We start from the raw sequence: 23101 nt of genomic DNA, 5'->3' as shown, positions 1-23101 counted from the left end.
GTCCGGGTATCTGCCAAGGCCGGCGCTTAGGCCAACAGCACCCGTCCATGCTGACCGATCGCTACAACACGGCGACCTCTCGACAGGGCACGGCTACGCCATTTTCCGACGGCAGTGGCTGTTTTGCTAAGCAGGGAATGCGCAAAGGCAGAACTTGGCTGAATAGTGAGAAGCAGGAACTGACGCTGAAAGAGAAAGGACTGGGTGGTATTGCATGGCCTGACAAAACGCTTCTGCAATTGACAAGTTGGCTTACTGAAACCGGCTTGACTCTTTCTCTTCATACTCGACATCTCTCGCTGGCCTGGTGCGTACGACAGTAGCGCGGGCGTGTTACGAACATGTGACTAATCGTGATCGGCTGTAACTGAAGTCTAGCTTACGCCTTCAACTAGGTAAAATCCCTGACTAGTTCACCATTTGCTCAAAAAAGAATCAAGCGTATTCGGTCGCTTGTGAGCGGGCTTTCAGCGCGGGCAATACTAGCAAGTACACCTGTGGTGCACATCCGCCGAAAGGTAGATGCTGACTGTGCGATATCTATAAGTTGTATAGGGCGTAGCCATTCCTGAGACTTCTTTAACAAAAGTTAACAAATTCGCCCGTGAAGCTTGAGTCGGCTGTGTCGGCGCTCTAATATAGGCTGAAAGTTCTATGCTGTTTGAAGGCAGTTCGTGTGGTTGCAGTTTTTCATTGCTGATCACTGAAGGTCCTGATAACCATCGACCTTCCAGGCTTTGAGGCCTGGTCATAATAACGACCTTCCCAGGACACGCGCATGAAGAATACAACCAGGCTGCTGTTAGCCTCCGCACTCGTCGCTGCGTCTGCAGCGCAGGCAGAAATCACTGCTCTCGATGATACTGGCCTCTCCCAGGTCAGTGGTCAAAGCGGCATCGTCATTGAAGCCGGTTTCGGCTTCACCAATGGCGTTGATGCTGAAGCCATCTTCGCCAATGGCACCGTTGGTGACTTCTACGATGTTGACTGGAGTCAGGCAGGCATCACCATCGATGCCTTCAAATGGATAGTCGATGTTGAAGGCGGCTGGGATCAGGCTACCAACACAGGCACGAACACCGGCGGCTCTACAGATCTCTTCGGCGGCTTCATTGCCAAGGGTATCGCCATTGCCGGCGGCGTGGATATCACCATCGATGCCACCGCCGATCTTGGTAATGTGGTTGCTAACGGCGGTGCAGTCGCTGATTCAGACGGCGGTATCGGCATTACCTTCGCCCGTTCCTATGTCGATTTCCGTGTAGCCGACATGGGCTTCTTCATGGAAGATGACGCCGGATTTGGCGCCCAGTTCTCAAGCTTCGGCGGCGTTGAGCTGCTAGGCGCCCGCTTTGACGGACTCGAACTGGTCGTTCGCGGCAACGGCCTCTAGCCGATAAAATTATCGATGTGGTTCAGTATTTCTGGCACCAGGCCCACTGGCACATCGTGACCCCAGCCCTTGATCAGCTCCAGCTTGCTCCCCTTGATATTGCGGTGCAGCTGGCGGCCTGCCTTTGGGTGAACCAGCTTGTCGGCCAGGCCGTGCAGGATCAGCGTGGGCAGTTCGATGGATGCTGATTCATGGCGGATGCTGCCGGTCGCGTTGATCGCGACCATTTGGCGAATGATCGACTTTGGCCGATAGCTGCGCTGGTAGTCCCGGGCGATCCTCGAAATTATCCGGCGCTCGGACGAGGGATAACCCGGACTGCTCACCGTATTCCAGAACGCCAGGCCGCGGTTGATAGCGGCCTCCTGATGGTCCCCCTGAATACCGCCTCCGGTTATGCGCCAGAGTGTTTTCACACTCGGTGTCGGCAGTCTTGGATGATTGTCTGAGCTCATCAGCAATATCAGTTTCGAAATCATCTCGGGATGCTTTGCTGCCAGAATCTGCGCAACCATACCTCCCATACTTACGCCGAGCACGATCGGCTTCTCAAGCTTCAGATGCTCGATGAGCTGCCGTGTATCTTCCGCAAGATCGTGTAGTGTGTAGTCACTCGTTACCTTGAGGCCAAGCTTATAGCGCAGGAAGCCGGCAGGTGGCGATTGCATGGGGCCGGGGTTATCTGCCAGCGACGAAAGACCCATTTCCCTGTTGTCGAAGCGGATCACCCGATAGCCCAGAGCCAGCAAGCCATTAACGAACTCCGGTGGCCAGGTGGTGAGCTGGCAGCCCAGCCCCATGATCAGCAGGATCGGTGGCGCGTCCCTGGGGCCAGAGTCGCGATAGCACAGCCTGACATGTTCGAGGTCCGCGAAGTCTTCCGTATAGTTGCTGTCGTTCGGTAGGGTGTTCAGATCGAAAATCGGATCGTGCGCCTGGTCCAACATAGATTCTGTAGTCTGGGCTGATTTAGATGGCAAAGCGGCGTCTCCTCAGGATCTGGATGCTATACAACTACGTAGGATACTACTGATTCTCTCAGCGGTGTGGGGGAAGTCTGTATCACTATTTTTTGGGCGGGCTGATCTGTGTTTGAGATCCGTCCGTAGTCCTCGTATGTTCCACAGAAATCAGGGTTGATTCAGTTATGTCACACGCGCATAGTAATGTCGTTGCTCTCAAATCAAGGAATCTATTGGAACCGACCGACCCAGCAAATGATGCGGGCATGGATGTCGACCTCGATACGGATAGCCGGGATCTGAGCAACAGCACGCTGCCTTCGGATCACCAGGGCGAAGAACTCGGCGAACTGCTTCGTCGCATCGCTACTGATCGCAATAAAGCCGCATTCCATATCTTCTTCAAGGAATTCGCTCCCAAGATTAAATCTTACGCCATCAAACAGGGCATGCTCGAGCATGGTGATGAGCTGGTGCAGGAGGTCATGGTTAATATCTGGCGTCGGGCTGCACAGTTCGATTCGAGCAAGGCCAGCGCCACGACATGGGTGTATGCTATTACCCGTAATGCCAGAATTGATATGCTGCGCAAATTCGGTCGTTCCAGTGTGGAGACCAGTGTCGATACAGAGCACCTGTGGTCCATTCCGGGCACCGATGAGCCTGTAGGAAGCTGGCAGGATGGCGTGATCGCCGCGAAAGTGCGAAAATCCCTGGATGTGCTGCCTAATGAGCAGAAAGATGTGATTGCCAAGGTCTATCTTGAAGATAAGTCGCATCAACGGGTGGCCGATGAAATGGGCCTGCCGCTGGGCACGGTCAAGAGCCGTGTAAGACTTGCGCTGCAAAAGCTGAACGTCGCTCTGGATGGCAAAGTAGAAATCAATAATTAGGCTCTACTGATTCATCTTTAGTCGTGGTTTTACATGATCAGTCACCACCCTGACATCGACCTGTTGCTGGAGTACAGCGCGGGCGGGAGTCCATTTCCGCTCGCCATGTTGTTGCACATGCACCTTCAGTACTGCAGCGCCTGTCGGCATAGTCTCCGAAAACTCGAAATCATCGGCGGGGAATTTTTTGGCGCCAGCCCGGAGGGTCAGATTGATCCTGTGGATGAGCACGCCTTCGACCGTGTGATGGCGCTTATCGAAGCTGAAGAAAATGCCGATCTTGAAGTCGGCACGGCGGGCGTCGAGCATACCTACTTTCGCAAAAACTTCCCGCAGTCCTATGGCGCCGGTAACACCGTGTCGAGCCTAGCCCTTGAAAAGTTACTGCCCAAGCGTTTCTCTACCATCGATTGGAAACGAAAGTGGCTCGGCGTCTTTGAGCATGTCATCGCGACGGGCGGCGATAAACCGTCGAGTGACAATGGGGCGGATGAATCGCTGCGTTGGAAGCTCGCACTACAGCGCACCCGCAAGGGTTGCAGTGCGCCGAAGCATGTTCATAGCAACTGCGAATATACGGTCGTGCTGCAGGGCGGTTACTCAGATGCCGGCGGTGTCTATCGCGAAGGTGACTTTGTCGTTCGTACACCAGACTCGGCGCATCGGCCTAGGGCGATGGAAGATCAGGATTGTATCTGTCTCTCCTACATTCAGGGTAAAATCGGCCTTTTCAACCCGTTGTCAGGGCCACTGACCAGGTTCCGTCAACGCTTGTCCTGATCTCTCTGGAAGCCTCTAATGGATTGTCCTCGAATCGTCGTTGTCGGCGGTGGTGCCGGCGGACTTGAACTTGTCCGCAAGCTGGCACGCCGGCTTGGTAAGAAAGGTAAGGCTGACATTCATCTTGTGGATGCGCAGCTGACCCATCTCTGGAAGCCGCTGCTGCACGAAGTGGCTACCGGTCGTCTAGATGCCAATATCGATGAACTCGATTACCGCGCGCACGCCTTCCTCAATAACTACCGTTTTCACCTTGGCCGCGTCTGCTCGGTCGATATAGCGAACCGCTATGTCTGTCTGGCAGCTATCAAGGACGCCGAGGGCCAGGTACTGCAGCCTGCTCGCAATCTGCCCTACGACTACCTCGTGCTGGCTGTCGGCAGCCGTACCAACGACTTCGGCACCCCGGGCGTGATGGAGCACTGTTCACAGCTGGATTCGCGTGAGCAGGCCGATGCCTTCCACGAACATCTCGTCAACACCTTTCTTCGGCTCAACAGCCACGCTGATGCCGGTGAGCCACCGATATTGAAAGTCGGTATCGTTGGCGGCGGCGCCACCGGCGTGGAACTGGCGGCCGAGCTTCACAACACGACGGCGCTGCTGCGCGCCTATGGCCTTAATCTCGGCTCGGACAATCTGCAGGTCACGCTCATCGAAGCAGGCCCGCGAATTCTGCCTGCCTTGCCCGAGCGCATTACTGACGCAGTACTTCATGAATTGTCGGAATTGAAGATCGATGTACGTCACGATACTGCGGTCACTCGCGTCACGGCAGCGGGCTTCGAAACGCGCGATGGCAGCTTCATCGAGTCCGATATCAAGGTCTGGGCGGCTGGGGTGAAAGGCCCTCAGTTTCTTTCGGAGATCGAAAGCCTGGAAACCAATCGGTTGAACCAGATCGTCGTGCATCAGACGCTGCAGTCGAAGTCGGACCCCAACGTATTTGCAATGGGCGACTGTGCGGAGTGTATCCAGGATGACGGCAGCCGTGTACCGCCGAGGGCGCAGTCGGCACATCAGATGGCCGATACTGTGTCGGATAATCTGGTGCGCCTTGTCGAGAAGCGGCCGATGAAGAACTTCATCTATCGCGATCACGGTTCGCTGATTTCTCTAAGCCGCTATTCTACCGTCGGCAGTCTGATGGGAAATCTCACGGGCAAGAGTATGATGATCGAAGGTTTCGTAGCCCGCTTCATGTACGTCTCGCTGTATCGGATGCACCAGGCGGCAGTATACGGCTATCTGAAGACGCTTCTCATCATGCTGTCTTCACAGATCGATCAGTTCATTCGTCCAAAACTCAAGCTCCACTGAGGCTTCGTCATGATGCAAGTTATCGGTTCGTATACCAGTCCGTTCGTCCGTAAGGTGCGAGTCGCGCTTATCGAGCATAAGTTGCCGTTCGATTTCCGTGAAGAGACGCCCTATACCGCCGACACGCCGGTGCGAGACTTCAATCCGCTGGTGAAAGTGCCTGCCTTTGTCGATGCCAATGGTGAAACTTGGTTCGACTCTGCGCTCATTCTGGCCGTGCTCGAAACACAGAAGCCCGAAGGCAGTGGCTCACTGCTACCGCAGGACCCCATGGCTCAACTGCAGGTGCGCCGTCTGGAAACGCTGGCTGACGGCATCGGTGATGCTGGCGTGTTGATGTTCATGGAGAAGAAGCGTGACGAGTCAGAACAGAGCCCCGGCTGGATTACGCGACAGCAGGAGAAGGTCGATAATGGTCTGGCCTTCTTCGAACGTTACCTCAATGAGCGCCTCGACAAGGACTTCCTGCACGACTTCGACGGGGGGCTGGGGCTGAGCACGGCAGATATCGCGCTGGTCTGTGTGCTGGAGTGGTATACGCTACGCTTCAACGCCGACTGGCGGAAGCAGTATCCCAGGCTGGCGGAGTATGCCCGCCAGATAGGCGAGCGGGAGAGTTTTGTGACGACGAAGCCGCCTGGGGCTTGATCCCCAAAGCTGGATTAAGCAGATTGGGAAAGGTGTCGAATGGCTGCAGCAACAGTCACCAGTAAAGGGCGGATTACTATCCCAAGGACACAGTCGCTCTGATCGACCAGGCTTCGGGCGCTCAACTCGAACTCTGGCTCGACCAGGTCCTGGAAGCAGAATCCCTCCAGGACCTTCTCGGCCAAAGCTGATTAAGCCGTCAGGTAACCGCCGTCAACAGCCAGTATCGAGCCAGTTGTATACGACGAAGCCGGACTCACCAGATACAGCGCAGCACCCGCCATTTCAGATGGCTCCGCAATACGATTCATCGGCACATGCGTGAGCAGCTGCTTCAGGATCTGATCGTTGGTTGTCAGGGCTGAGGCAAACTTGGTGTCTGTGCCGCCTGGAAGGATTGCATTCACGCGGATGCCCGAGCCAGCACACTCTTTCGCGAAAGTCTTGGTCATCGAGATAACCGCAGCCTTGGTGATCGAGTAGATGCCCTGGAAGTGGCCCGGGATCACGCCGTTCACTGAAGCGATATTCAGAATCACACCTGACTTCTGCTTACGCATGATCTTGCCGGCTTCGACTGACATAAAGAAATAGCCGCGGATATTCACGTCGACCGTCTTCTGAAAGGCGCCGAGATCGGTGTCCAGGACATGGCCGAAATACGGATTGGCAGCCGCGTTATTTACCAGGATGTCGAGCTTGCCGTGCTTGCTCTTGATCTCCTCGAACAGACTGCTGATCTGATCCATCTCACCGATATGACAGGCGATGGCGTCCGCCTTTCCACCGGCTTCACGGATGCTCGCGGCGACTGTTTCGCAGGTGTCGATCTTGCGGCTGCTAACGATAACATGTGCGCCATAGGCGGCCAGCGTACGGGCGATCTGCTCACCAATGCCACGACTGGCGCCCGTGACGAGGGCGACCTGGCCGTCGAGCTTGAAAAGGTTTTCTGCTGTTGGAAGTTGCTGTGACATAGGGAAATTTCCTTGTTAGCGAAAGCTGACTGCGTCGCCTTCTGCGGTGGTCTGTAGGTAATGGTAATGGTTGAAGTAGGCCAGCCTAAGCTCGTTGGGCCGCGGCGGGCGCTCCGGATTACTGCGGTAGATCAGTTTGGTGATGCTGGCGTTCGCGAGTACCCAGTTGGCGTCGAGTGCGCTGACGTCATCCATGTTCAGCATGGCCTGCAACATAAGCGAGATCGGACCGCCTGAGCTGACGATGCACACGTCGCCTGAGCCTTTTTTGCCACTCTCCCGGGCCTGCTCCCAGCCTGCCGTGACAGCCGATTCGAATGCATCGACGATCCGGCGCTTGAACTGCGCCCAGGTTTCAAAGGCTTCAGCAGCATCCTCGACGAAATCACCATCGGCAATCCAGGCATCGACCACGCGATTGAATGCCGGCTGAAACAGCCGGGTTCGATCGTCGACAGCGTTCAGAAAGGCTTCGACTTCGGGTTTATGCCGGAGCCTCTGCAGATAGTGCGCCAGCAGGGCCTCGTGATCGAATTCGTTGAAGCCGGCGTTGGTCACCGGCGCAGCCTGCTCGGACAGCCGTTGTTTTGGCATGTCCGGGAAGCAGCCAGCACGTACCCGCTGCTCGGTATCGATCTGCCGAGACAGTGTGCCGCAGAACCAGCTCACATCAGCCGGGTCTCGACCGGGTCCGAGCTCACGAGCGAGTTGTTCGCCTGCGTAGCCCGCCTGCCGCTGCCCGAGCTCCGAGAGCTGATCATAGTTGCTCGAATGAAAGCTGGCCTGACCGTGACGGATAAGATAGATTGCTGCCATATCTAGCCGAGCTCGCTGATCTGCTTCTGCAGATAATCATCGATGAACTTCACCACGAAGCCAAAGCCGGCGAAGCGCTTGTCCTTGGTCTGGCCGTGATAGAAGCGGTAGTAGATCTGCTGGATGATCACAGCAAGCCTGAACAGTCCATAAACGCGATAGAAGGTGAAGCTGTCGACGCTACGACCGGACTGTTTCAGGTAGTACTGAACCAGCTCGTCACGCGTCATCATCCCGGGCGCATGGCTTGGCTGGCGGCGCATCATATGGAACTGCTGCGGATCATCGGCCTGCACCCAATAGGCGAGGCTGTTGCCGAGATCCATCAGCGGATCGCCGATCGTCGCCATTTCCCAGTCGAGCACGCCATTGATCTGCATCGGGTTCTGTTCATCGAGCACGATGTTGTCGAAGCGGTAGTCGTTATGGATCAGGCAGCTGTCGACCTGCTTCGGCTTGTGGTTATCCAGCCATTGCATCACCTTGTCGCACTCCGGGACGTCAGGTGTACGTGCCTTGACGAAACGGTCGTTCCAGCCGCTGATCTGCCGCTCGACGTAATCACCGTCTTTCTTCAAGTCTGCCAGCGCCGTGTCCTGCCACTGAAACTTATGCAGGTCTACCAGACCATCGATCATGTTCATGCATAACTGACGCAGGTTGTCTGGTGACAGCTTCTGCTCACCGGTTGCTAGTTCAGTCGGCAGCTCGTTACGCAGGATGATGCCATCGAGCTTTTCCATGACATAAAACTCGCCACCGATCAGCGACTCGTCCTCACAGAACACGTGCATCTTGGGGACCAGCCGGTAATGGCCGTTCAGCGCACTCATCACCGCGTACTCGCGCTTCATGTCGTGCGCTGACTTGGCTTTCTTGCCAGTCGGCGGACGCCGGAGCACGAACTGCCGGCTCTGCCGGCCCGGCGCGTCGTTAGCGCTGTCGGTGAAGCTGAGCAGGTAGGTGAGATTGGAGGCGCCGCCTGGGAACTGACGTACGCTCATGTGTGGTGGGAGATCGCCAATATTCGCTCGCAGATAGCGTTCTACGGCAGCATTGTCGAACTGTTCGCCTTCACGGATCTCGATCGACTGGTCTTTCAGGGTCATGTTTTATTCTCAGTAAGTGATCAGGGCTGCGTCAATGTCGCCAGGCTGGCCTGCCAGTCACGCTTCTTCTGCAGAATCTTGCGACCAGTCACATGTAGGCTGCGCATGTACATGGCTGGCATGTAGCGCTTCAGCAACCAGATCAGGTGATAGCTCATGTGCGGCAGCACATAGAAGTCCTTGTTGTTGATGCCACTGTAGACGCGCTTCGCCACACCATCAGCATCAATCTTTGAGGTCTCGAACAGGCGCTGCACCATGTCTTTAGCTTTCGGATCAGGCGAACGTAATGTCTTGCCGAGATCGGTCTGGAAGAAGCCCGGACAGACGACACTGACACCGATACCGTAGGAGAACAATTCGCCTTCAAGTGTTTCTGACAGCGCGACAACGCCAGCTTTTGCCGCGTTATACGAGCCCATTTCCGGCGCGTGAATCAAGCCTGCCATGGAGGCAATATTGACGATGTGACCTGAGCGCTGTTTCTTGAACAGCGGCGTGAAAACGCGGCAGCCGCGCACGACGCCCATCAGGTTGATATCCAGTACCCATTCCCAATCACTCAGCGGCGCTTCGTCGATGGCGCCATGCGTGGCCACCCCGGCGTTGTTGATGATGATGTCGACGCCGCCCCAACGCTTGACGATATCGTCGCGCCACTTCTTCAGCTGGACTTCCTTGGTAACGTCTACCTTGGTAAAGAACAGGCGCGACTCAGGCAGGCCGAGCAGCTCGATTTCTGCCTGACCTTTTTCATCCTGTATGTCTGCAATGGCGACGCTCCAGCCTTCGTGCAGGAACTGCTTGGCGAGCGCCAGGCCAAGACCAGTGGCGCCGCCGGTGATGGCGACTCGTTGTTCCGGGAAACGTTGAATAGCCATGCGCCTACCTCTTCTCAGTTTTGGTTTTGTCGTCATGAGCGTATTTCTTCAGCTCGAACTTGGCGATCATGCCGCGATGTACTTCATCAGGGCCGTCGGCCAGTCTGAGCACTCGGGCGTAGCCAAACAGGGCGGTGAGCGGAAAGTCGTTGCTCAAACCCGCACCGCCATGGATCTGGATGGCCGCATCGACGATACGCTGCAGTACATTTGGCGCGACGACCTTGATTTGTGCGATATCACTCATGGCGCCGAATACGGTCTGGGTATCGATCTTGTAGGCGGCTTGCAGTGTGAGCAAACGAGCCATCTCGATATCGATGCGCGCATTGGCAATGATGTCGCGATTGCCACCGAGACTGGAGAGTGGCTTTCCAAACGCAACACGGGAAGTCGCCCGTTCGCACAGTAGCTTCAAGGCTCGCTCAGAGGCGCCGATAGCCCGCATGCAGTGATGAATACGGCCCGGACCAAGCCGGCCCTGGGCGATCTCGAAGCCGCGGCCGAGCCCAGCGATGACATTACTTTTCGGTACGCGCACATTATTGAAATGTACTTCACCATGGCCGTACGGCTCGTCCTGGTTGTTGAACACATGCAGCATGCGAACGACGTCCACACCCTTTGCATCCCGCGGCACGATGACCATCGAGTGTTGCTGGTGGCGACCATTCTCCGGGTTGCTCAGGCCCATGAAGATGAAGAACCGGCAGTTCGGGTGACCGGCATTGGAGGTCCACCACTTCTTGCCATTGAGAATCACGTCATCGCCATCCGCGGTAATGGTGCTCTGCATGTTGGTGGCATCTGACGAGGCAACGTCGGGTTCAGTCATTGCAAAGGCGGAACGAATCTCGCCAGCCAACAGCGGTTCAAGCCACTGCTTCTTCTGTTCCTCAGAACCGTAGCGCACCAGCACTTCCATGTTCCCGGTATCCGGCGCGCTGCAGTTGAAGACTTCTGGGCCTATAAAGGAGTGACCCATCGCTTCCGCCAGCGGCGCATATTCCAGGTTGGTGAGGCCAACGCCGTATTCCTTTTCGGGCAGAAAGAGATTCCACAGGCCCGCAGCCTTGGCTTCGGCCTTGAGCTCTTCCATCACGGGCGGCTGCGTCCACTTCTGGCCGGGTTGCTCGAGGTGCTCGAAGTATGCCTTTTCAGAAGGTATGACCCGTTCCTTCATGAAATGGCGAACGCGCTGAAGATAGTCGGTAGTGGTCTCGTTGTGAGAAAAGTTCATGTGCTGAGCCTCACGCTGTGGCAATGGGAGTGCTGAATTCGATGAGCTAAACCTAAGCGAGGATTGATGATGAAGCAAATGAATAGTTATAATAGGTAGTATGAACAAGACTAATATCGATCGTTTTGACCTTAACCTGCTCACGGTCTTCGTGGCGATCTATTCGGAAGGCAGCATCACGGCGGCGGCCAACACCTTGCATCTCTCGCAGTCGGCCATCAGTCATGCGCTGAACCGCTTGCGCGAGCAGATGGGGGACGAGTTGTTCCAGCGCAGTGGGCGGACTATGTCGCCGACGCCGGCCGCCGAGCAGCTCATCGGGCCTATCCGTCAGGCGCTGGTGCAGATTCAGCAGGGTCTCGTGGCCTGTACCCAGCAGGAGGGGCTGGATCTCAAGGGGCTGACAACCCGCTTCAGGCTCTGCGTGCGGGACAGCTTCGAAGGGCTGGTGCTGCCGGAACTGATTGCCATCTGCAGCCGGCTGGCACCTAAAGCCAGCTTCGCCAGCATGCGTACGCCGCGGGAGCAGGTCCTGCACGACTTGCGCAGTGGCCGCATCGATCTCGCCGCCGATATTCTGTTGCCTCACGACGATCAGATCCAACATGTGGAACTGCTTTCAGATGATTGGGTTTGTGTATTGAGGGCCACACACCCACTGCTGGTGGAAGATTGGAGCCTGGCGGGTGTACTGAAATACCGACACGTGATGGTGTCCTCGCGGGAGCACGGCGCAGGCTTTGAGGATACACAATTGGCGCGCCATGGCCTTCGCCGGGAGATTGCCTTAAGAACCTCGAACTACCTGGCGGCGATGCAGACGGTAGCCGTCACCAACTTCATTGTCTGTGCACCGCGACGGCTGGCGGCAGCCCTGGTTGCGCCAATGGGCGGCAGCGTCGTGGTTCGACCCTTCCCGATGCAGTTCCCGCCCCTGGAGTTGTATTTGTACTGGCACCGGCGGGTCGAGCACGACAGGGCGCATGTCTGGCTGAGAGAGCAGATTCTGAAGCTGACAGCGGCCCTGGACTAGCAGGCGCTCGGGCGGCGGCCATGCGTTGCGCTGACGGGTGAGCGAATACTAAAGCGAGAGACGAGGTCCGTTCGGCCCGCCGGTCAGGCGTAGCCAGGTCAGATACAGAACCCGGGCATCCGATGCGGCCCGATGGCGCGCCAGACCCTGCTCGATGAACACTGAATCGCGTGTCTCAGACCACTTGTCCAGCAGATCCGGCGGCAGCAGGTTGCCGATTGATTCGAGGGTAAAGTTGGCGCGAACATGCGCTGCGCGAAACAGACGATGCAGCCAGAACGAATCGAAGCTGAGCGCGTCGCAGTACACTCGCGATGGCAGCACCTCATTGAGGTAACCCGCCACCGTTCGGGCCTCCACGCCCTCGTCCATCAAACGCTCACGGGTGATGCCGTGTATATCAGCGGCTTCTTCGGACCAGTCGCTCCACAGCGCTGCCGGCTGTATCAGCCAGCCATGCGATTCGCCGGTCTGGAGGCAATAGCCCACCTCGACCGGATAGCTCGAGATGAGATCCTTGCTGGACGCTTCAAAGTCGATAAACGCGAGTTCTGATGTCACAGCGTCTCCGCCAGATTAACTGATGCAGTATCGGCCATGTCTGCTTCAGCCAGGTGTCCTGATCCGCTTCCGCGCCAGGTTGAGGCCATGCGAAGGCCCGATATCAGCGCCATAAAGCGGTCGCCTCTCGTTTTCAGATCCAGTAAAGTGCCGTCTCAGCCATGGAGATCCCGCACCCGTCATGTCTTCACGTTCATTTAACAACGCGCCGTCCGGTGATTCCCCTAGTGTAGTCATCTTTTCCGGCGGCATGGATTCCTACACGCTTCTGCACAGCCTCCTGCAGCAGGTCGGCCCGTCTGCCCGAGTTCAGGCAGAGGCCGTGCCGCAGCGGGATCTGGTACACGCCCTGTCTTTTGACTATGGTCAAAGACATAAAAAAGAGCTGATTTATGCGGCGGATGTCTGTAAATCGCTCGGCATCCCGCACCGGATCATTGATATCACTGCAGTGAACAGCCTGCTTGCGGGCTCGTCACTCACCGATGCGATAGATGTACCAGAAGGTCATTACGAATCCGAGTCAATGAAGTCGACCGTGGTACCGAATCGCAACATGATTCTGCTGTCACTGGCAATCGGCTATGCTGTTTCCATCAAGGCCGAAGCCGTGTATTTCGGGGCTCATGGAGGCGATCATGCCATCTATCCCGATTGCAGGCCAGAGTTTCTGGAGCGCATGAACGCCGTGAGTGTGATCGCCAACTATGAGCCAGTGCGGGTCGAAGCACCTTTCGTGGGGATCGACAAGATCGACATTCTAGGCCAGGGGCTGGCCATGGGCCTTGACTACAGCATGACCTGGACCTGCTACAACGGCCGTGAAAAAGCCTGTGGCAAGTGTGGTTCATGCGTTGAACGTCTCGAAGCCTTTGCCGAAAATGGTGTGGTCGATCCTTTGCCATATGAGCCAAATGTCGATCGTCCGGATCTGAAGGTTTGATCCTACTATGAAGGTAAGTAGCTAAATTGACCGGCTATCGAATAAAGGAGGCGTTTTACACGCTTCAGGGGGAGGGGGCGAACCAGGGTCGCCCAGCCGTGTTCTGTCGCTTCAGCAAGTGCAATCTATGGAATGGACGGGAATCGGACCGTGCTTCAGCCATCTGCAACTTCTGTGACACAGACTTCGTCGGCGTTGATGGTCAGAATGGCGGCACCTTCGCGGATGCCAATGCACTCGCCGATCATCTCATTTCACTCTGGCCTGCAGCATTTCGCCCGGCGTTTGTAGTCTGCACGGGCGGTGAGCCCCTCCTGCAACTCGATGATGGTCTGATCGCCGCCCTGCATGATCGTGGTTTCGAGATCGCGGTCGAAACCAACGGCACATTGCCTGCACCAGCTGGCATCGACTGGATCTGTGTGAGTCCGAAGGGCCGTTCCACTGTCGTGATCGACAGCTGCAATGAGCTCAAGTTTGTTTATCCGCAGGATGATCTTGATCCGGAAGACTGCGCCCATATCAAGGCTGACCACTACTATCTATCGCCCCGTGATGATCGCTACCTCACGCAGTCCGGTACGCCGGAGCAGGTAGCCGCGTTGCGGGACTCCAATCTCATTACGGTTGGCTCTGCCGATGTCACGTCTTCCGATGCGCTGCCTAGCCCGCGCATCACCAACCACACCGCCGATTGCGTTCAGTACTGCATGGCCAACCCGCCGTGGAAACTGTCACTGCAGACGCACAAATATCTCGGCATCGACTGATGACTGCTTCAGCTGGCCTGCTGCCGGTATTCCTCCTGATCCTGGTGGGCTACGGTCTGCGCCGCTACCAGTTCCCGGGTGACAGTTTCTGGGATCCAGCGGAGCGCTTCCTGTACTACTTCCTGTTCCCGCTCATGCTCATCGACAAACTGATGCATGCCGACCCCCAGGGTGTGAGTCTGCTCAAGCTGGTGCAGCCAGTCGTGGTCGGATTGGCAATTGCCACATGCCTGCTCTGGCTGCTCAATCGCATCTTCAGATGGTCGGGACCGATGTTCACGTCGGTATACCAGGGTGGCATCCGCTTCAACTCCTACATCGGGCTCGCAGCCGTGCAAGTGCTCTACGGAGACGGCGCAGTCGCCATCGCTGCCCTTGCGATGGCTATCATGATTCCGCTGCTGAATATCTTGTGCATCCTCTGCTTTTCATTCTATGCCAACGCGAGTGCCGTAAACGCCAAGGCTGTGCTGAAGGCTATTGCCTCCAACCCACTGATAATCGGCAGCGTACTCGGGGTGGCTTTCAACGGTCTGAACGTGAGCCTGACGCAGCCGATCGAAGCGGCCATCGCGCTCATCGGCGAAATGGCCTTGCCATTCGGTTTGCTTTGCGTGGGGGCGGCCCTGAAGCTGACTGGCCTGCGAGCGGATAGCAGTCCTATCCTGATCAGCAGTGCCTTCAAGCTGCTGGTGTTTCCGCTGGTGTTTGTGGCGAGTGCCGCCATTTTCATTGACGATCAGCAGACCCTGCTGGTGTTCCTCATCCTTGGCGCGCTACCCACTGCGACTTCGTCCTATATCCTCTCGCGTCAGCTTGGCGGCGCCTCGGGCACCATGGCACAGATCATCAGCATCCAGACACTCCTAGGCATGGCGACGATTCCCCTGGCTCAGTGGCTTTTCGACTTCATGAGCATAGGCTGATATCAAGTTGGAGCAGTCATCAGATTTGAGTGGCGGAGACTTACCCGCTCATCAGGCCACTTTCACGAGATTACGGCCGTCGCCCTTGGCGGCATAAAGCGCTTTGTCTGCGCACTCGATAAGTGAGTGGAGGTCATCGTCGGCCTGCGGCACGAGGCTGCAGCAACCTATGCTCGCAGTAAGCTTCAGGGAGTGCTCGTTGAAGCGAATGTCGAGACTTTCAATGCTCCGACGGATGCGGTTCGCGGTATGAACGGCGCCGGGCGCGTCCGTTTCGGGAAGGATAACCACGAACTCTTCGCCGCCAAAGCGGGCACAGAAGTCTGGCGGTCGGCGGATACTGTCCTTGATGCAGTCGGCAACCTGACGCAAGCATTCATCGCCTGCGAGGTGACCGGCGCTATCATTGAGTTTCTTGAAGTGATCGATGTCGATCAGCAACAGGGACAGCAGTGTTCCGTTGCGTTGCGAGCGCCGCCATTCCAGATCGAAGCGCTCATCGAAGGCGCGCCGGTTGTGCACACCAGTCAGGCCATCGAGCGAGCTCAGGTTACGCAATAGCATATTGGCTTCCGAAAGCTGCTGCATGGCCGATTGCAGCTCGGCGGTACGCTCAACCACGCGATGCTCCAGACGCTCGGCAGCTGCGCTCTGAGTGCGGGCGATCTCCTGCTGGGCTTCACGGGCCACTCGTTCACTGATGAGCGCCTGTTCCTGAGCTTCGAGCCGTTTGCTGCGCTCTTCAGAGAATCGCTGAGCCAGCGCGATGGACAGCAGCAGGACTTCCATGGCGGAGCCGATCTGCTGCGCATTCTCGGTGTAGCCGCTGCTCGGGATATAGCCAAACTTGCTCAGGACCAAAACGACCGTCGCAGCCATGAATACAGACCATGCAATCGTAAAATAGCGCGCAGACAGGCTGCCAGTACGCCATTTCGATATACCTGCGGCCATAACCAGTATCGGTGTGATAGCGCCCAAACCAGCGGCAAGGCGGATGGCGTACTGGTAAGGCAGCAGAACCGTGAGTGCCACGATTGCGATGCTTACCACGCCCAACCACTTCAGGCCGTCGGCGCCCAGGCCCCGTGTGCCGGTATAGCCAAGGAAGCTTCTGGCGAAAAGTACTGTGAAGGCAGACGAGCTGGCGGCCATCACAGCCACAGACTGATCCTGCCACCAGACCGAACCGGGCCATAGGTATTGAAATCCAAAGCCGTGAAGGCTGGCCTGGAACAGCATGATCGACGCCGTGACACCCAGATACCAGAAATAACTGCGATCGCGCAGTACCAGGAAGATGAAGAGGTTGTACAGCAGCATGCCGATCATGAGGCCGAAATACATCGACTGAAGTGCCAGAACGGTGCCTTCGGCCTCTATGAAGGCGTTTTTCTGCCAGAGATGCAGCGGCAGCTCCATCGCGCCATCTGTCTGTACCTGCAAGTAGAGCGTGAGTTCGCCGGCGCTATCGAGTGCAAGCGGAAACAGGAAGTTGCGATGATCCAGGGGTCGCTGATCGAATTCGACCCGGTCTCCGGTGATGCCCGAACGCATGACTTTGCCGTTCTGGATAACGAAAAGCTCAACCTGATCGATTAGCGGATACGACAGTTCCAGCAGCCAGCCTTCAAGGCTGGGCTGCTCCACGAGCAGATCCAGCTTGAACCAGTGGACGGCACGATTGAATCCAAGTGCGACTCGGTCATCGATGGATTGTCGCCAGACGGAAGGCGGCAGCGCCTGTACATCTTCGAGCGACAGATGGCCCGCATCGTCAACGTAAACATCAACGAGTGGTTGCAGATCGATAACGGGCTGAGTGGTATCGACGGGTGTACGAGCCCCGACATGTGAGGCAACAAGCAGCAGACCGCAGACAACGAGCCAGAAGCTCCTACAAATCCTTGATATAACCAGGCCCCCTATGGCGGCGTTACTATCTACGATTAAGTGTAGCTGGCTATAGAGCAAGTTCAATGTTAGCCATCTATCCGCTACATCTTTAGGCGGTTTTCAGAGGGCGTGAGAAATGTGCGCAGATACGCACCCTTACATACCTTCGCAAAACCCTCATATACAAATTAAGGATTGTCAATATAAAATTCCGCGGCTTTAAATCCTGTTCGAGCGGTCCTCCCTGGAGTTGTTGTATGTCATTCCCTTTGAAAAAACACGGTCTTGCATTGGCCATTGGTCTGGCAATATTGCCGATGCTCTCTGCCTGCTCCGATAATGACAAGAAAGAGACAACCCTTCGTGCAGAGCGTTCCGTCTTCAACGAGGGCCTGAGCGTCGTTGCCCAGTGGAACGAACTCGGTCTGGCCGGCATCCGTGAAAGTGGTGCACGTCCCACGGTGACTACTCGGCAGCTCTTTATCCTGTCGTCTGCCATGTATGATGCATGGTCAGCTTTCGACTCGGTCGCTATACCCTATGCGGCAGACCCTCTCTTGAAGGCCGATCCAGCCGCTACAGAAGCAGACCAGGCACGCGCAGTGAGTCAGGCGGCGTATCAGGTGCTGATCAAGGAATTCCCGGCTTATGAGGCCTCTACCGGTCACTTTAGCGAAAACATGCGACGTCTTGGCTATCCAATTGTCACAGCTGGTGCGACCGATACTCCAGAGGGTATTGGCTTTCTGGCGGCTGAAGCAGCGATGGCCAAGCGCGCCAATGATGGCTCCAATGCCGCTGCGGACTATGCAGATACCCCTGTGGCTGGCTACGCTACCCCAACCTACGTGGCTCGCAACAGCGCCGATCCGGATGCCGTCAACGGTTTCAACGGTGCGGATTACGACGTGAACGTGTGGCAGGCCCTTCGCGTTCCCACCGGTGTTGTGAAGGACGCCAATGGATATCCGATCGTCGACGCGTCCAACCCGGACAGCTTCAAGGAACAAAAATTCCTGACACCACATTGGGGTGCTGTAACACCCTTCGCAATGAGCAGCGGTGACGAAGTCAGGCCCGTAGCGCCACCAATACTTGGTGACTTCACGGACTATACCGACGCCCTTGGCAACACAACCACCAATGATGCAGCCTTTAGAGCCCAGTTCGAAGAAGTGCTCACCATCAACGGCACACTCACAGACAAAGAACGTGCTGCTGCCGAGTTCTGGGCCGATGGTCCGCGTACAGAGGCGCCTCCGGGGCACTGGAACCAGCTCGCCCACGGCGTTTCCGGCCGTGACGACCACACCGTCGAGCAGGATGTGAAAATGTTCTTTGCTCTGAACGGAGCGTTACTGGATTCAGGCATTGCAGCGTGGGATGCCAAGCGGATGTACGATTCAGCGCGGCCGGCGACTGCCATTCCGCACTTGTACCGAAACCAGACCATCACAGCTTACGTGATCGGTAAAGGCTTTCAGGACATTCCTGCCGAGGACTGGAGACCCTATCAAAGCCCGACGTTCGTAACGCCACCATTCCCAGAGTATGTCTCTGGCCACAGTACCTTTAGTAGTGCGGCAGCCGAAGTGCTGACGAGCTTCACCGGGTCACCGACCTTCTATGATGGCACCACGATGACCGTGCAGGATATCAACGGCGACGACAAACCTGACCTGCTGGGGCAGTTTGTTGTGAAGCCGAATTCGCTCGTTTACGACTCCGGTCCGTCACAGGAGTTAGTGTTGCGCTGGCCTACGTTCAAGGATGCTGCCATTGAAGCTTCGCGCTCACGAATCTATGGCGGCATTCATATTCAGGATGGCGACCTCCGAGCTCGTGAGATGGGTGAGCAGATTGGCACCAAAGCCTATGATCTTGCCGAGCGTTTCTGGACAGGCGACGCCAGCGTTCGCCCATAGGCTTCAACTGATAGGATAATGCAATGAAAAATACACGTCTGAACGCTTTGGCAGTCATTGGCTGCTGCACTGTACTCACGGCCTGCGCCGGAAAGACCGTGGACACCACTCCAGCTCACCCGACTGCGGTGGTGGAAGCAAAGTTCTCAGTCAATGGGCGCTTCGTGCCGGATTTCAGCGGCGTTCAGACTGTGTATACCAGAAGTGACATGCGTAGCCTGAAGCAGAAGACCGAGTTCGACAGCTTCGTCATGCGCTGGCTCAACTCTGATGTTCAGGACATTTTCAGGCTGGACAAGAATCTTGTATGGCAGGTCGATTTCGACAATGAAACCTATCAAGAGTGCAGTCTGACCGGCTGTATTTCCGGGCTGGATGCCTGGAACGAAAAAATGCAGTCCAGCGAAGAGGACGACACCGAAGATTATGAAAGTTACGATGAGCTTGACTGTAAGGTCGAGCTCGTCCGCAACGATACTGAGGTCAAGGCGACCGGCAAGACCCGCGTGATCTCCGGTATGGAAGCCAAGGAATATACGCTCGACTGGATCACCGAATTCCAGGACACCGCCAAGCGTAAGGACAAGAGCACGGTGAGCTTTGTTTTCTGGACCACCGATCCTGACGAGTCGAAGGAGTCAGTGTGGCGAACGCATCGCGAATTTACCGAGGGCTACCTCAAGGCGACTGAGGCGAACGATCCCATGATCCGTTTGCTGGGCAAGGAAGGCGTTCGTGCGCTGAGTGCTTTTACAGGCGACATCAAGAGGACCGATGCTGAGGAGTTCAATGACTTTACCAGATCGCTGGCGAAAATAGAGGGATACCCGCTGTCTATCAAGGTGGAATGGTACTCCGAAACTAACGCCTGCCAGGAGGCGCGGGCGCCGAAGTCTACAACCGTGAGCGGTGGTTCGATTGAAGACCAGGCTATGGATGTGGTTGGTGGCTTCTTCAGCAAGCAGGCCGAGAAATTGGTCACTGGCGACAAGACCGATCCTAACGTGCGATATATCTACGAAGTGACTTCGGCCGCCGAAAAACCGATTCGTGATAGTCAGTTCGCCGTACCCGCCGACTTTACTTTGCAGAACCGTCAGTAGATTGCGTCTGACCTTCGGAGCAACTCGTAGTATGCTGTACGTATCTGCATACCAGGAGCATTCGAACGATGAGCATTCAAAATATCAGGCTGCTGCTGAATCAGCTTCAGGACGAGATCAGGACTACTGATCTCGACCCTGAAACCCGCAGAATGATCGAGGATCTGGAGGCTGAGGTGCAGTCTGTTCATGACATCGATTCGGATGACGCCGATCGTGATATGGACGGCGCGGACACCACACAGATTGCCGAGCAAGCCACGCTATTGGAAACCCGCTTTGCGGCAGAGCATCCCACTGCCGAGCGCGTAATGCGCGAAATCATCAACACGCTGGCGCGTATCGGTATCTGATGCCGCCCAGGTGACTCCCGACAGCTTCCTCTCCTTATACCTCAACGCACTCACAGCACTGTTCGTGATCATCGATCCGATCGGTGCTGCGTTGATCTTCCATTCGCTGCTACCTGCAGAGGAGCGCCAGCACCGACTGGTCATGGCCATCAAGTCGGTATTGATCAGCGGCACGCTGCTTATCGTGTTCGGTCTGTATGGCGAGGCGCTATTCCATCAGCTCGGTATTAACATCAATGCCCTGCGGATCTCCGGGGGCTTTTTACTGTTTTTCACGGCCTTTAGAATGATAACCGGTGAAATTCGTTTTACCGTCCACACCAGTAAGGAAGATATCTCGGTGTATCCGATGTCCATCCCGCTACTGGCTGGTCCCGGCTCGCTGACATTGGCCATACTGCTCTTTTCACGAGCGGCAAACACTGAAGGACAGCTGGCCATAACTGCGGCGATTGCCAGCACGCTGCTGCTGACCTTCGTGCTGATGCTGGTGGCGCGTTATCTCAAACGCGTGATTGGCAAGACGGGCGATGAGATTTTGCGCCGTTTTCTCGGTGTCATACTTGCTGCACTGGCCGTGCAGTTCGTCTATGACGGCGTGCACAACCTGTGGCTCATGGCTTGATACCGAGGCAGCGCCGGTTATGACCGGTGCTGCCTTGGCTGTTCCGGCAGCTTGCTTACTTTAGTTTGTCGAGTTTGATGGCGTTGGCGTAGGCTTTCACTTCGTCAGCTTTCATACCATCGCCAGTGAGCGTAAACAGCGCCGTATTATTGGCCACGAAAACGATCTTTGTGCGCTCACCATCTTCTTCGAGCATGGCATTGTTGCCAGCGATCTTGATAAGCTTTCCACCCTGCATGGCGATCATCGAAGGATTGTTGAACATGCCCATCATCGACTGCAGCATGGGCGAGTCCATAACCAGCTCGATCGTCAGGTAAGAATCACCTTTCTGGTAGCTTCGGTTTGCCGAAATACCGCCACCGAACATCGCTGCCCCCGAGCTCTCACTCTGTGCATCCTCGGCTGTCCAGCCGCTCAATGGCTCAGGGAAAACACCAGTAATCTGCTCGGCTTTCTTCTGGCGAATGAGGGTTGAGGCATAGTCGAGCTGACTGGCCGCCGTCGACATGTCGCCATCCTTGTACGCGCTCAGACCGGTATCAATGGCTTCGGTTATTTCGTCTGCGATCGCAGCCGCAGAGGCCAGCGCGAGTCCGGCAGCAATGAATAGTGCACGTTTGCAGATCATGAGAGCGTCTCCTGGTGACGGAAAAGTGACCTCAGTTTAATCTTAAGTTCAGCGCTTCTGCCATAGTGGCGTGCAGTTCGCTGGACCACACAGCACGGCCGGCCGTACCTGCAGATTCAGGCTAAAGCGGCGCTGCCCCGCAGGTCAGCCTGTGCTATAACAGGTTGATGACGGGACACTCATAGGCGCATGAATCATTTGACGGACGGAGCCACGACATGAACTGCAGCTGCTGCGGTAAAGATATCAGTACATTTGCTCTGGACAGGGCCTATCAAATGCCGGATGCCATCTGGCGAATCAGCCCGGCTGAGCGGCTTGCCAGAGCTCAAATCGATGCGGATCTCTGCAAGCTGGATGATCGCTATTTTCTCAGAGGCATCATCCGCATCGCGATCAGGGACAGCGACAGGTTTTTCGAATGGGGCGTATGGGCGGAAGTCCCAGGTGAGGATTTCTTTGCCTATGTACGAGCCTACGAACGCGATAATTCACGGCAGAGGCCGTTCCTCGGCATACTGGCCAACGAAATGGCTGGCTATTCCGGAACGAGAGGTCTGGGCGTTTCCGTGCAACTGGGTACAGCGACTCAGCGGCCGGCCATTACCGTAGTGGACGCCGAGCATAGTCTTGGGCAGGACCAGCGCACGGGCTATGCGCTGGAGCGGGTACACGAGTTTCACCCGAGACCGAGCCTCGCAGCTGTGTTACCACGCACGGCGCTTCATTGAACGGTACTCCCTCGAACAATACTCCAGCTTATAAAGGCACATGAAATGTTGAGTTCAGTTGACGCCGTATTAGTCATCGTCGATGTTCAGGGGCGCCTGGCCTCGCTGATGCACGACCATGACAGCCTCATTGCGAATATCAGAATAATGATTCAGGCCTGCCAGAAGCTGGACATACCAATCCTCTGGAATGAACAGGTTCCGGACAAGCTTGGTGAGACAGTGCCGGAGATTGCGGAGCTGCTGAGCGCACAGTCGCCAATGGCGAAGACGAGTTTCAGCTGTCTCGGTAGCGATGCCTTCAATTCAGCGCTCGCGGATACGCGTCGTCGTCAGGTATTGGTCGTCGGTATCGAGACCCACGTCTGTGTGTACCAAACCGTGGTCGACCTGTTGGAGAACCTGCTGGAAGTGCATGTCATTGCAGACGCGGTGAGTTCTCGTAAAGTGGAGAACAAGAAGCTGGCTCTGCACAAGATGCGGCTGGCAGGCGCCGATGTGACGACCACGGAAATGTGCCTATTCGAAATGCTGAGAACAGCCGAGGCGGAGGAGTTTCGCGATATCAGCCGCCTGGTTCGCTAG

General features: G+C 56.2%; 25 protein-coding genes. 16 read left to right on the top strand and 9 right to left on the bottom strand.

The genetic code is table 11. The features are described 5' to 3' along the window. Positions 1 to 47 precede the first annotated feature (47 nt). A complete protein-coding gene (locus ACH3PB_RS15880; protein ID WP_416396412.1) occupies positions 48 to 323 on the top strand; it encodes a hypothetical protein in 276 nt (91 codons plus the stop codon). 455 nt (positions 324 to 778) lie between these two features. Next, a complete protein-coding gene (locus ACH3PB_RS15875) occupies positions 779 to 1393 on the top strand; it encodes a DUF6160 family protein (RefSeq protein ID WP_416396411.1) in 615 nt (204 codons plus the stop codon). On the opposite strand, the gene ACH3PB_RS15870 is transcribed toward ACH3PB_RS15875, so the two are convergent. After that, on the bottom strand, positions 1390 to 2373 hold the full coding sequence (locus tag ACH3PB_RS15870) for an alpha/beta fold hydrolase (protein WP_416396410.1): 984 nt from the start codon (positions 2371 to 2373) through the stop codon (positions 1390 to 1392). The genes ACH3PB_RS15875 and ACH3PB_RS15870 overlap by 4 nt on opposite strands. Before the next feature lie 215 nt (positions 2374 to 2588). Here ACH3PB_RS15870 and ACH3PB_RS15865 point away from each other — a divergent pair, with 215 nt between their 5' ends. Genes ACH3PB_RS15865 through ACH3PB_RS15850 form a run of 4 tightly spaced genes read left to right on the top strand, consistent with a single transcriptional unit; the run spans position 2589 to position 5996 of the window. Then, entirely contained in the window at positions 2589 to 3248 is a 660-nt protein-coding gene (locus tag ACH3PB_RS15865; RefSeq protein WP_416396408.1) for a sigma-70 family RNA polymerase sigma factor, read from the top strand. A gap of 33 nt (positions 3249 to 3281) precedes the next feature. Then, positions 3282 to 4028, top strand: coding sequence for a cupin domain-containing protein (locus ACH3PB_RS15860; protein ID WP_416396407.1), 747 nt, complete (start codon positions 3282 to 3284; stop codon positions 4026 to 4028). An 18-nt stretch (positions 4029 to 4046) separates the two neighbouring features. Next, positions 4047 to 5348 carry an NAD(P)/FAD-dependent oxidoreductase gene (locus ACH3PB_RS15855; protein WP_416396406.1) on the top strand — a complete coding sequence of 434 codons (1302 nt, stop codon included), beginning with the start codon at positions 4047 to 4049 and terminating at the stop codon, positions 5346 to 5348. Between the two features lie 9 nt (positions 5349 to 5357). Beyond that, entirely contained in the window at positions 5358 to 5996 is a 639-nt protein-coding gene (locus tag ACH3PB_RS15850; RefSeq protein WP_416396405.1) for a glutathione S-transferase N-terminal domain-containing protein, read from the top strand. A 191-nt stretch (positions 5997 to 6187) separates the two neighbouring features. Here the strand turns inward: ACH3PB_RS15850 and ACH3PB_RS15845 are convergent, their stop codons facing one another. Genes ACH3PB_RS15845 through ACH3PB_RS15825 form a run of 5 tightly spaced genes read right to left on the bottom strand, consistent with a single transcriptional unit; the run spans position 6188 to position 11019 of the window. After that, complete coding sequence (locus ACH3PB_RS15845) at positions 6188 to 6973, bottom strand: SDR family oxidoreductase (RefSeq protein ID WP_416396403.1); 786 nt, start codon at positions 6971 to 6973, stop codon at positions 6188 to 6190. A 15-nt stretch (positions 6974 to 6988) separates the two neighbouring features. Beyond that, entirely contained in the window at positions 6989 to 7789 is an 801-nt protein-coding gene (locus tag ACH3PB_RS15840; protein ID WP_416396402.1) for a histidine phosphatase family protein, read from the bottom strand. Between the two features lie 2 nt (positions 7790 to 7791). Then, positions 7792 to 8898: a phosphotransferase family protein gene (locus ACH3PB_RS15835; protein ID WP_416396401.1), complete on the bottom strand. Its 1107-nt coding sequence runs from the start codon at positions 8896 to 8898 to the stop codon at positions 7792 to 7794. Between the two features lie 20 nt (positions 8899 to 8918). Further along, entirely contained in the window at positions 8919 to 9779 is an 861-nt protein-coding gene (locus ACH3PB_RS15830; RefSeq protein WP_416396400.1) for an SDR family oxidoreductase, read from the bottom strand. A 4-nt stretch (positions 9780 to 9783) separates the two neighbouring features. Beyond that, positions 9784 to 11019: an acyl-CoA dehydrogenase family protein gene (locus ACH3PB_RS15825; RefSeq protein ID WP_416396398.1), complete on the bottom strand. Its 1236-nt coding sequence runs from the start codon at positions 11017 to 11019 to the stop codon at positions 9784 to 9786. A gap of 100 nt (positions 11020 to 11119) precedes the next feature. On the opposite strand from ACH3PB_RS15825, the gene ACH3PB_RS15820 reads away from it, so the two are divergent. Continuing rightward, entirely contained in the window at positions 11120 to 12052 is a 933-nt protein-coding gene (locus ACH3PB_RS15820) for a LysR family transcriptional regulator (protein WP_416396396.1), read from the top strand. A 48-nt stretch (positions 12053 to 12100) separates the two neighbouring features. Here ACH3PB_RS15820 and ACH3PB_RS15815 read toward each other — a convergent pair whose 3' ends face one another. Next, positions 12101 to 12613 carry a hypothetical protein gene (locus ACH3PB_RS15815; protein ID WP_416396394.1) on the bottom strand — a complete coding sequence of 171 codons (513 nt, stop codon included), beginning with the start codon at positions 12611 to 12613 and terminating at the stop codon, positions 12101 to 12103. Between the two features lie 181 nt (positions 12614 to 12794). On the opposite strand from ACH3PB_RS15815, the gene queC reads away from it, so the two are divergent. The 3 genes from queC to ACH3PB_RS15800 are packed head-to-tail and all read left to right on the top strand — an operon-like array spanning position 12795 to position 15252. Then, on the top strand, positions 12795 to 13556 hold the full coding sequence (gene queC / locus ACH3PB_RS15810; protein ID WP_416396393.1) for a 7-cyano-7-deazaguanine synthase QueC: 762 nt from the start codon (positions 12795 to 12797) through the stop codon (positions 13554 to 13556). Between the two features lie 26 nt (positions 13557 to 13582). After that, positions 13583 to 14326 carry a 7-carboxy-7-deazaguanine synthase gene (gene queE / locus ACH3PB_RS15805; RefSeq protein ID WP_416396391.1) on the top strand — a complete coding sequence of 248 codons (744 nt, stop codon included), beginning with the start codon at positions 13583 to 13585 and terminating at the stop codon, positions 14324 to 14326. Then, positions 14326 to 15252: an AEC family transporter gene (locus ACH3PB_RS15800; protein WP_416396390.1), complete on the top strand. Its 927-nt coding sequence runs from the start codon at positions 14326 to 14328 to the stop codon at positions 15250 to 15252. Before queE ends, ACH3PB_RS15800 begins: the two co-directional genes overlap by 1 nt. A gap of 51 nt (positions 15253 to 15303) precedes the next feature. Here the strand turns inward: ACH3PB_RS15800 and ACH3PB_RS15795 are convergent, their stop codons facing one another. After that, the gene (locus ACH3PB_RS15795; RefSeq protein WP_416396389.1) at positions 15304 to 17232 is read right to left on the bottom strand and encodes a 7TM diverse intracellular signaling domain-containing protein; all 1929 of its coding nucleotides are present in this window, start codon (positions 17230 to 17232) and stop codon (positions 15304 to 15306) included. A gap of 173 nt (positions 17233 to 17405) precedes the next feature. Between ACH3PB_RS15795 and ACH3PB_RS15790 the strand changes: the two genes are divergently transcribed. The 4 genes from ACH3PB_RS15790 (at position 17406) to ACH3PB_RS15775 (ending at position 21154) form a co-directional block, all read left to right on the top strand. Then, entirely contained in the window at positions 17406 to 19073 is a 1668-nt protein-coding gene (locus ACH3PB_RS15790; RefSeq protein ID WP_416396388.1) for a vanadium-dependent haloperoxidase, read from the top strand. Positions 19074 to 19096: 23 nt separating this feature from the next. Continuing rightward, positions 19097 to 20176 carry a hypothetical protein gene (locus tag ACH3PB_RS15785; protein ID WP_416396387.1) on the top strand — a complete coding sequence of 360 codons (1080 nt, stop codon included), beginning with the start codon at positions 19097 to 19099 and terminating at the stop codon, positions 20174 to 20176. Between the two features lie 68 nt (positions 20177 to 20244). After that, positions 20245 to 20529, top strand: a complete 285-nt coding sequence (locus ACH3PB_RS15780; protein ID WP_416396386.1) for a DUF4404 family protein — start codon at positions 20245 to 20247, stop codon at positions 20527 to 20529. A gap of 10 nt (positions 20530 to 20539) precedes the next feature. After that, complete coding sequence (locus ACH3PB_RS15775) at positions 20540 to 21154, top strand: MarC family protein (RefSeq protein ID WP_416396384.1); 615 nt, start codon at positions 20540 to 20542, stop codon at positions 21152 to 21154. Between the two features lie 55 nt (positions 21155 to 21209). Here the strand turns inward: ACH3PB_RS15775 and ACH3PB_RS15770 are convergent, their stop codons facing one another. Then, positions 21210 to 21785: a hypothetical protein gene (locus ACH3PB_RS15770; RefSeq protein WP_416396383.1), complete on the bottom strand. Its 576-nt coding sequence runs from the start codon at positions 21783 to 21785 to the stop codon at positions 21210 to 21212. Between the two features lie 218 nt (positions 21786 to 22003). Between ACH3PB_RS15770 and ACH3PB_RS15765 the strand changes: the two genes are divergently transcribed. Both ACH3PB_RS15765 and ACH3PB_RS15760 read left to right on the top strand, forming a co-directional pair. Then, positions 22004 to 22516 carry a DUF2199 domain-containing protein gene (locus ACH3PB_RS15765; RefSeq protein WP_416396382.1) on the top strand — a complete coding sequence of 171 codons (513 nt, stop codon included), beginning with the start codon at positions 22004 to 22006 and terminating at the stop codon, positions 22514 to 22516. A gap of 45 nt (positions 22517 to 22561) precedes the next feature. After that, positions 22562 to 23101 (top strand): hydrolase, encoded by a 540-nt coding sequence (locus tag ACH3PB_RS15760; RefSeq protein WP_416396381.1) that lies wholly within the window; start codon positions 22562 to 22564, stop codon positions 23099 to 23101.

The sequence above is a fragment of the Allohahella sp. A8 genome (assembly GCF_047946665.1).
GTDB lineage: Bacteria > Pseudomonadota > Gammaproteobacteria > Pseudomonadales > Oleiphilaceae > Allohahella.
This window is presented reverse-complemented; position numbering and strand designations above follow the sequence as displayed.

Coding starts and splice junctions, on each gene's coding strand:
- ACH3PB_RS15880 (WP_416396412.1), top strand. CDS start 48: ATGCTGACCGATCGCTACAACACGGCGACCTCTCGACAGGGCACGGCT.
- ACH3PB_RS15875 (WP_416396411.1), top strand. CDS start 779: ATGAAGAATACAACCAGGCTGCTGTTAGCCTCCGCACTCGTCGCTGCG.
- ACH3PB_RS15860 (WP_416396407.1), top strand. CDS start 3,282: ATGATCAGTCACCACCCTGACATCGACCTGTTGCTGGAGTACAGCGCG.
- ACH3PB_RS15855 (WP_416396406.1), top strand. CDS start 4,047: ATGGATTGTCCTCGAATCGTCGTTGTCGGCGGTGGTGCCGGCGGACTT.
- ACH3PB_RS15850 (WP_416396405.1), top strand. CDS start 5,358: ATGATGCAAGTTATCGGTTCGTATACCAGTCCGTTCGTCCGTAAGGTG.
- ACH3PB_RS15845 (WP_416396403.1), bottom strand. CDS start 6,973: ATGTCACAGCAACTTCCAACAGCAGAAAACCTTTTCAAGCTCGACGGC.
- ACH3PB_RS15840 (WP_416396402.1), bottom strand. CDS start 7,789: ATGGCAGCAATCTATCTTATCCGTCACGGTCAGGCCAGCTTTCATTCG.
- ACH3PB_RS15835 (WP_416396401.1), bottom strand. CDS start 8,898: ATGACCCTGAAAGACCAGTCGATCGAGATCCGTGAAGGCGAACAGTTC.
- ACH3PB_RS15830 (WP_416396400.1), bottom strand. CDS start 9,779: ATGGCTATTCAACGTTTCCCGGAACAACGAGTCGCCATCACCGGCGGC.
- ACH3PB_RS15825 (WP_416396398.1), bottom strand. CDS start 11,019: ATGAACTTTTCTCACAACGAGACCACTACCGACTATCTTCAGCGCGTT.
- ACH3PB_RS15820 (WP_416396396.1), top strand. CDS start 11,120: ATGAACAAGACTAATATCGATCGTTTTGACCTTAACCTGCTCACGGTC.
- queC (WP_416396393.1), top strand. CDS start 12,795: ATGTCTTCACGTTCATTTAACAACGCGCCGTCCGGTGATTCCCCTAGT.
- ACH3PB_RS15800 (WP_416396390.1), top strand. CDS start 14,326: ATGACTGCTTCAGCTGGCCTGCTGCCGGTATTCCTCCTGATCCTGGTG.
- ACH3PB_RS15790 (WP_416396388.1), top strand. CDS start 17,406: ATGTCATTCCCTTTGAAAAAACACGGTCTTGCATTGGCCATTGGTCTG.
- ACH3PB_RS15785 (WP_416396387.1), top strand. CDS start 19,097: ATGAAAAATACACGTCTGAACGCTTTGGCAGTCATTGGCTGCTGCACT.
- ACH3PB_RS15780 (WP_416396386.1), top strand. CDS start 20,245: ATGAGCATTCAAAATATCAGGCTGCTGCTGAATCAGCTTCAGGACGAG.
- ACH3PB_RS15770 (WP_416396383.1), bottom strand. CDS start 21,785: ATGATCTGCAAACGTGCACTATTCATTGCTGCCGGACTCGCGCTGGCC.
- ACH3PB_RS15765 (WP_416396382.1), top strand. CDS start 22,004: ATGAACTGCAGCTGCTGCGGTAAAGATATCAGTACATTTGCTCTGGAC.
- ACH3PB_RS15760 (WP_416396381.1), top strand. CDS start 22,562: ATGTTGAGTTCAGTTGACGCCGTATTAGTCATCGTCGATGTTCAGGGG.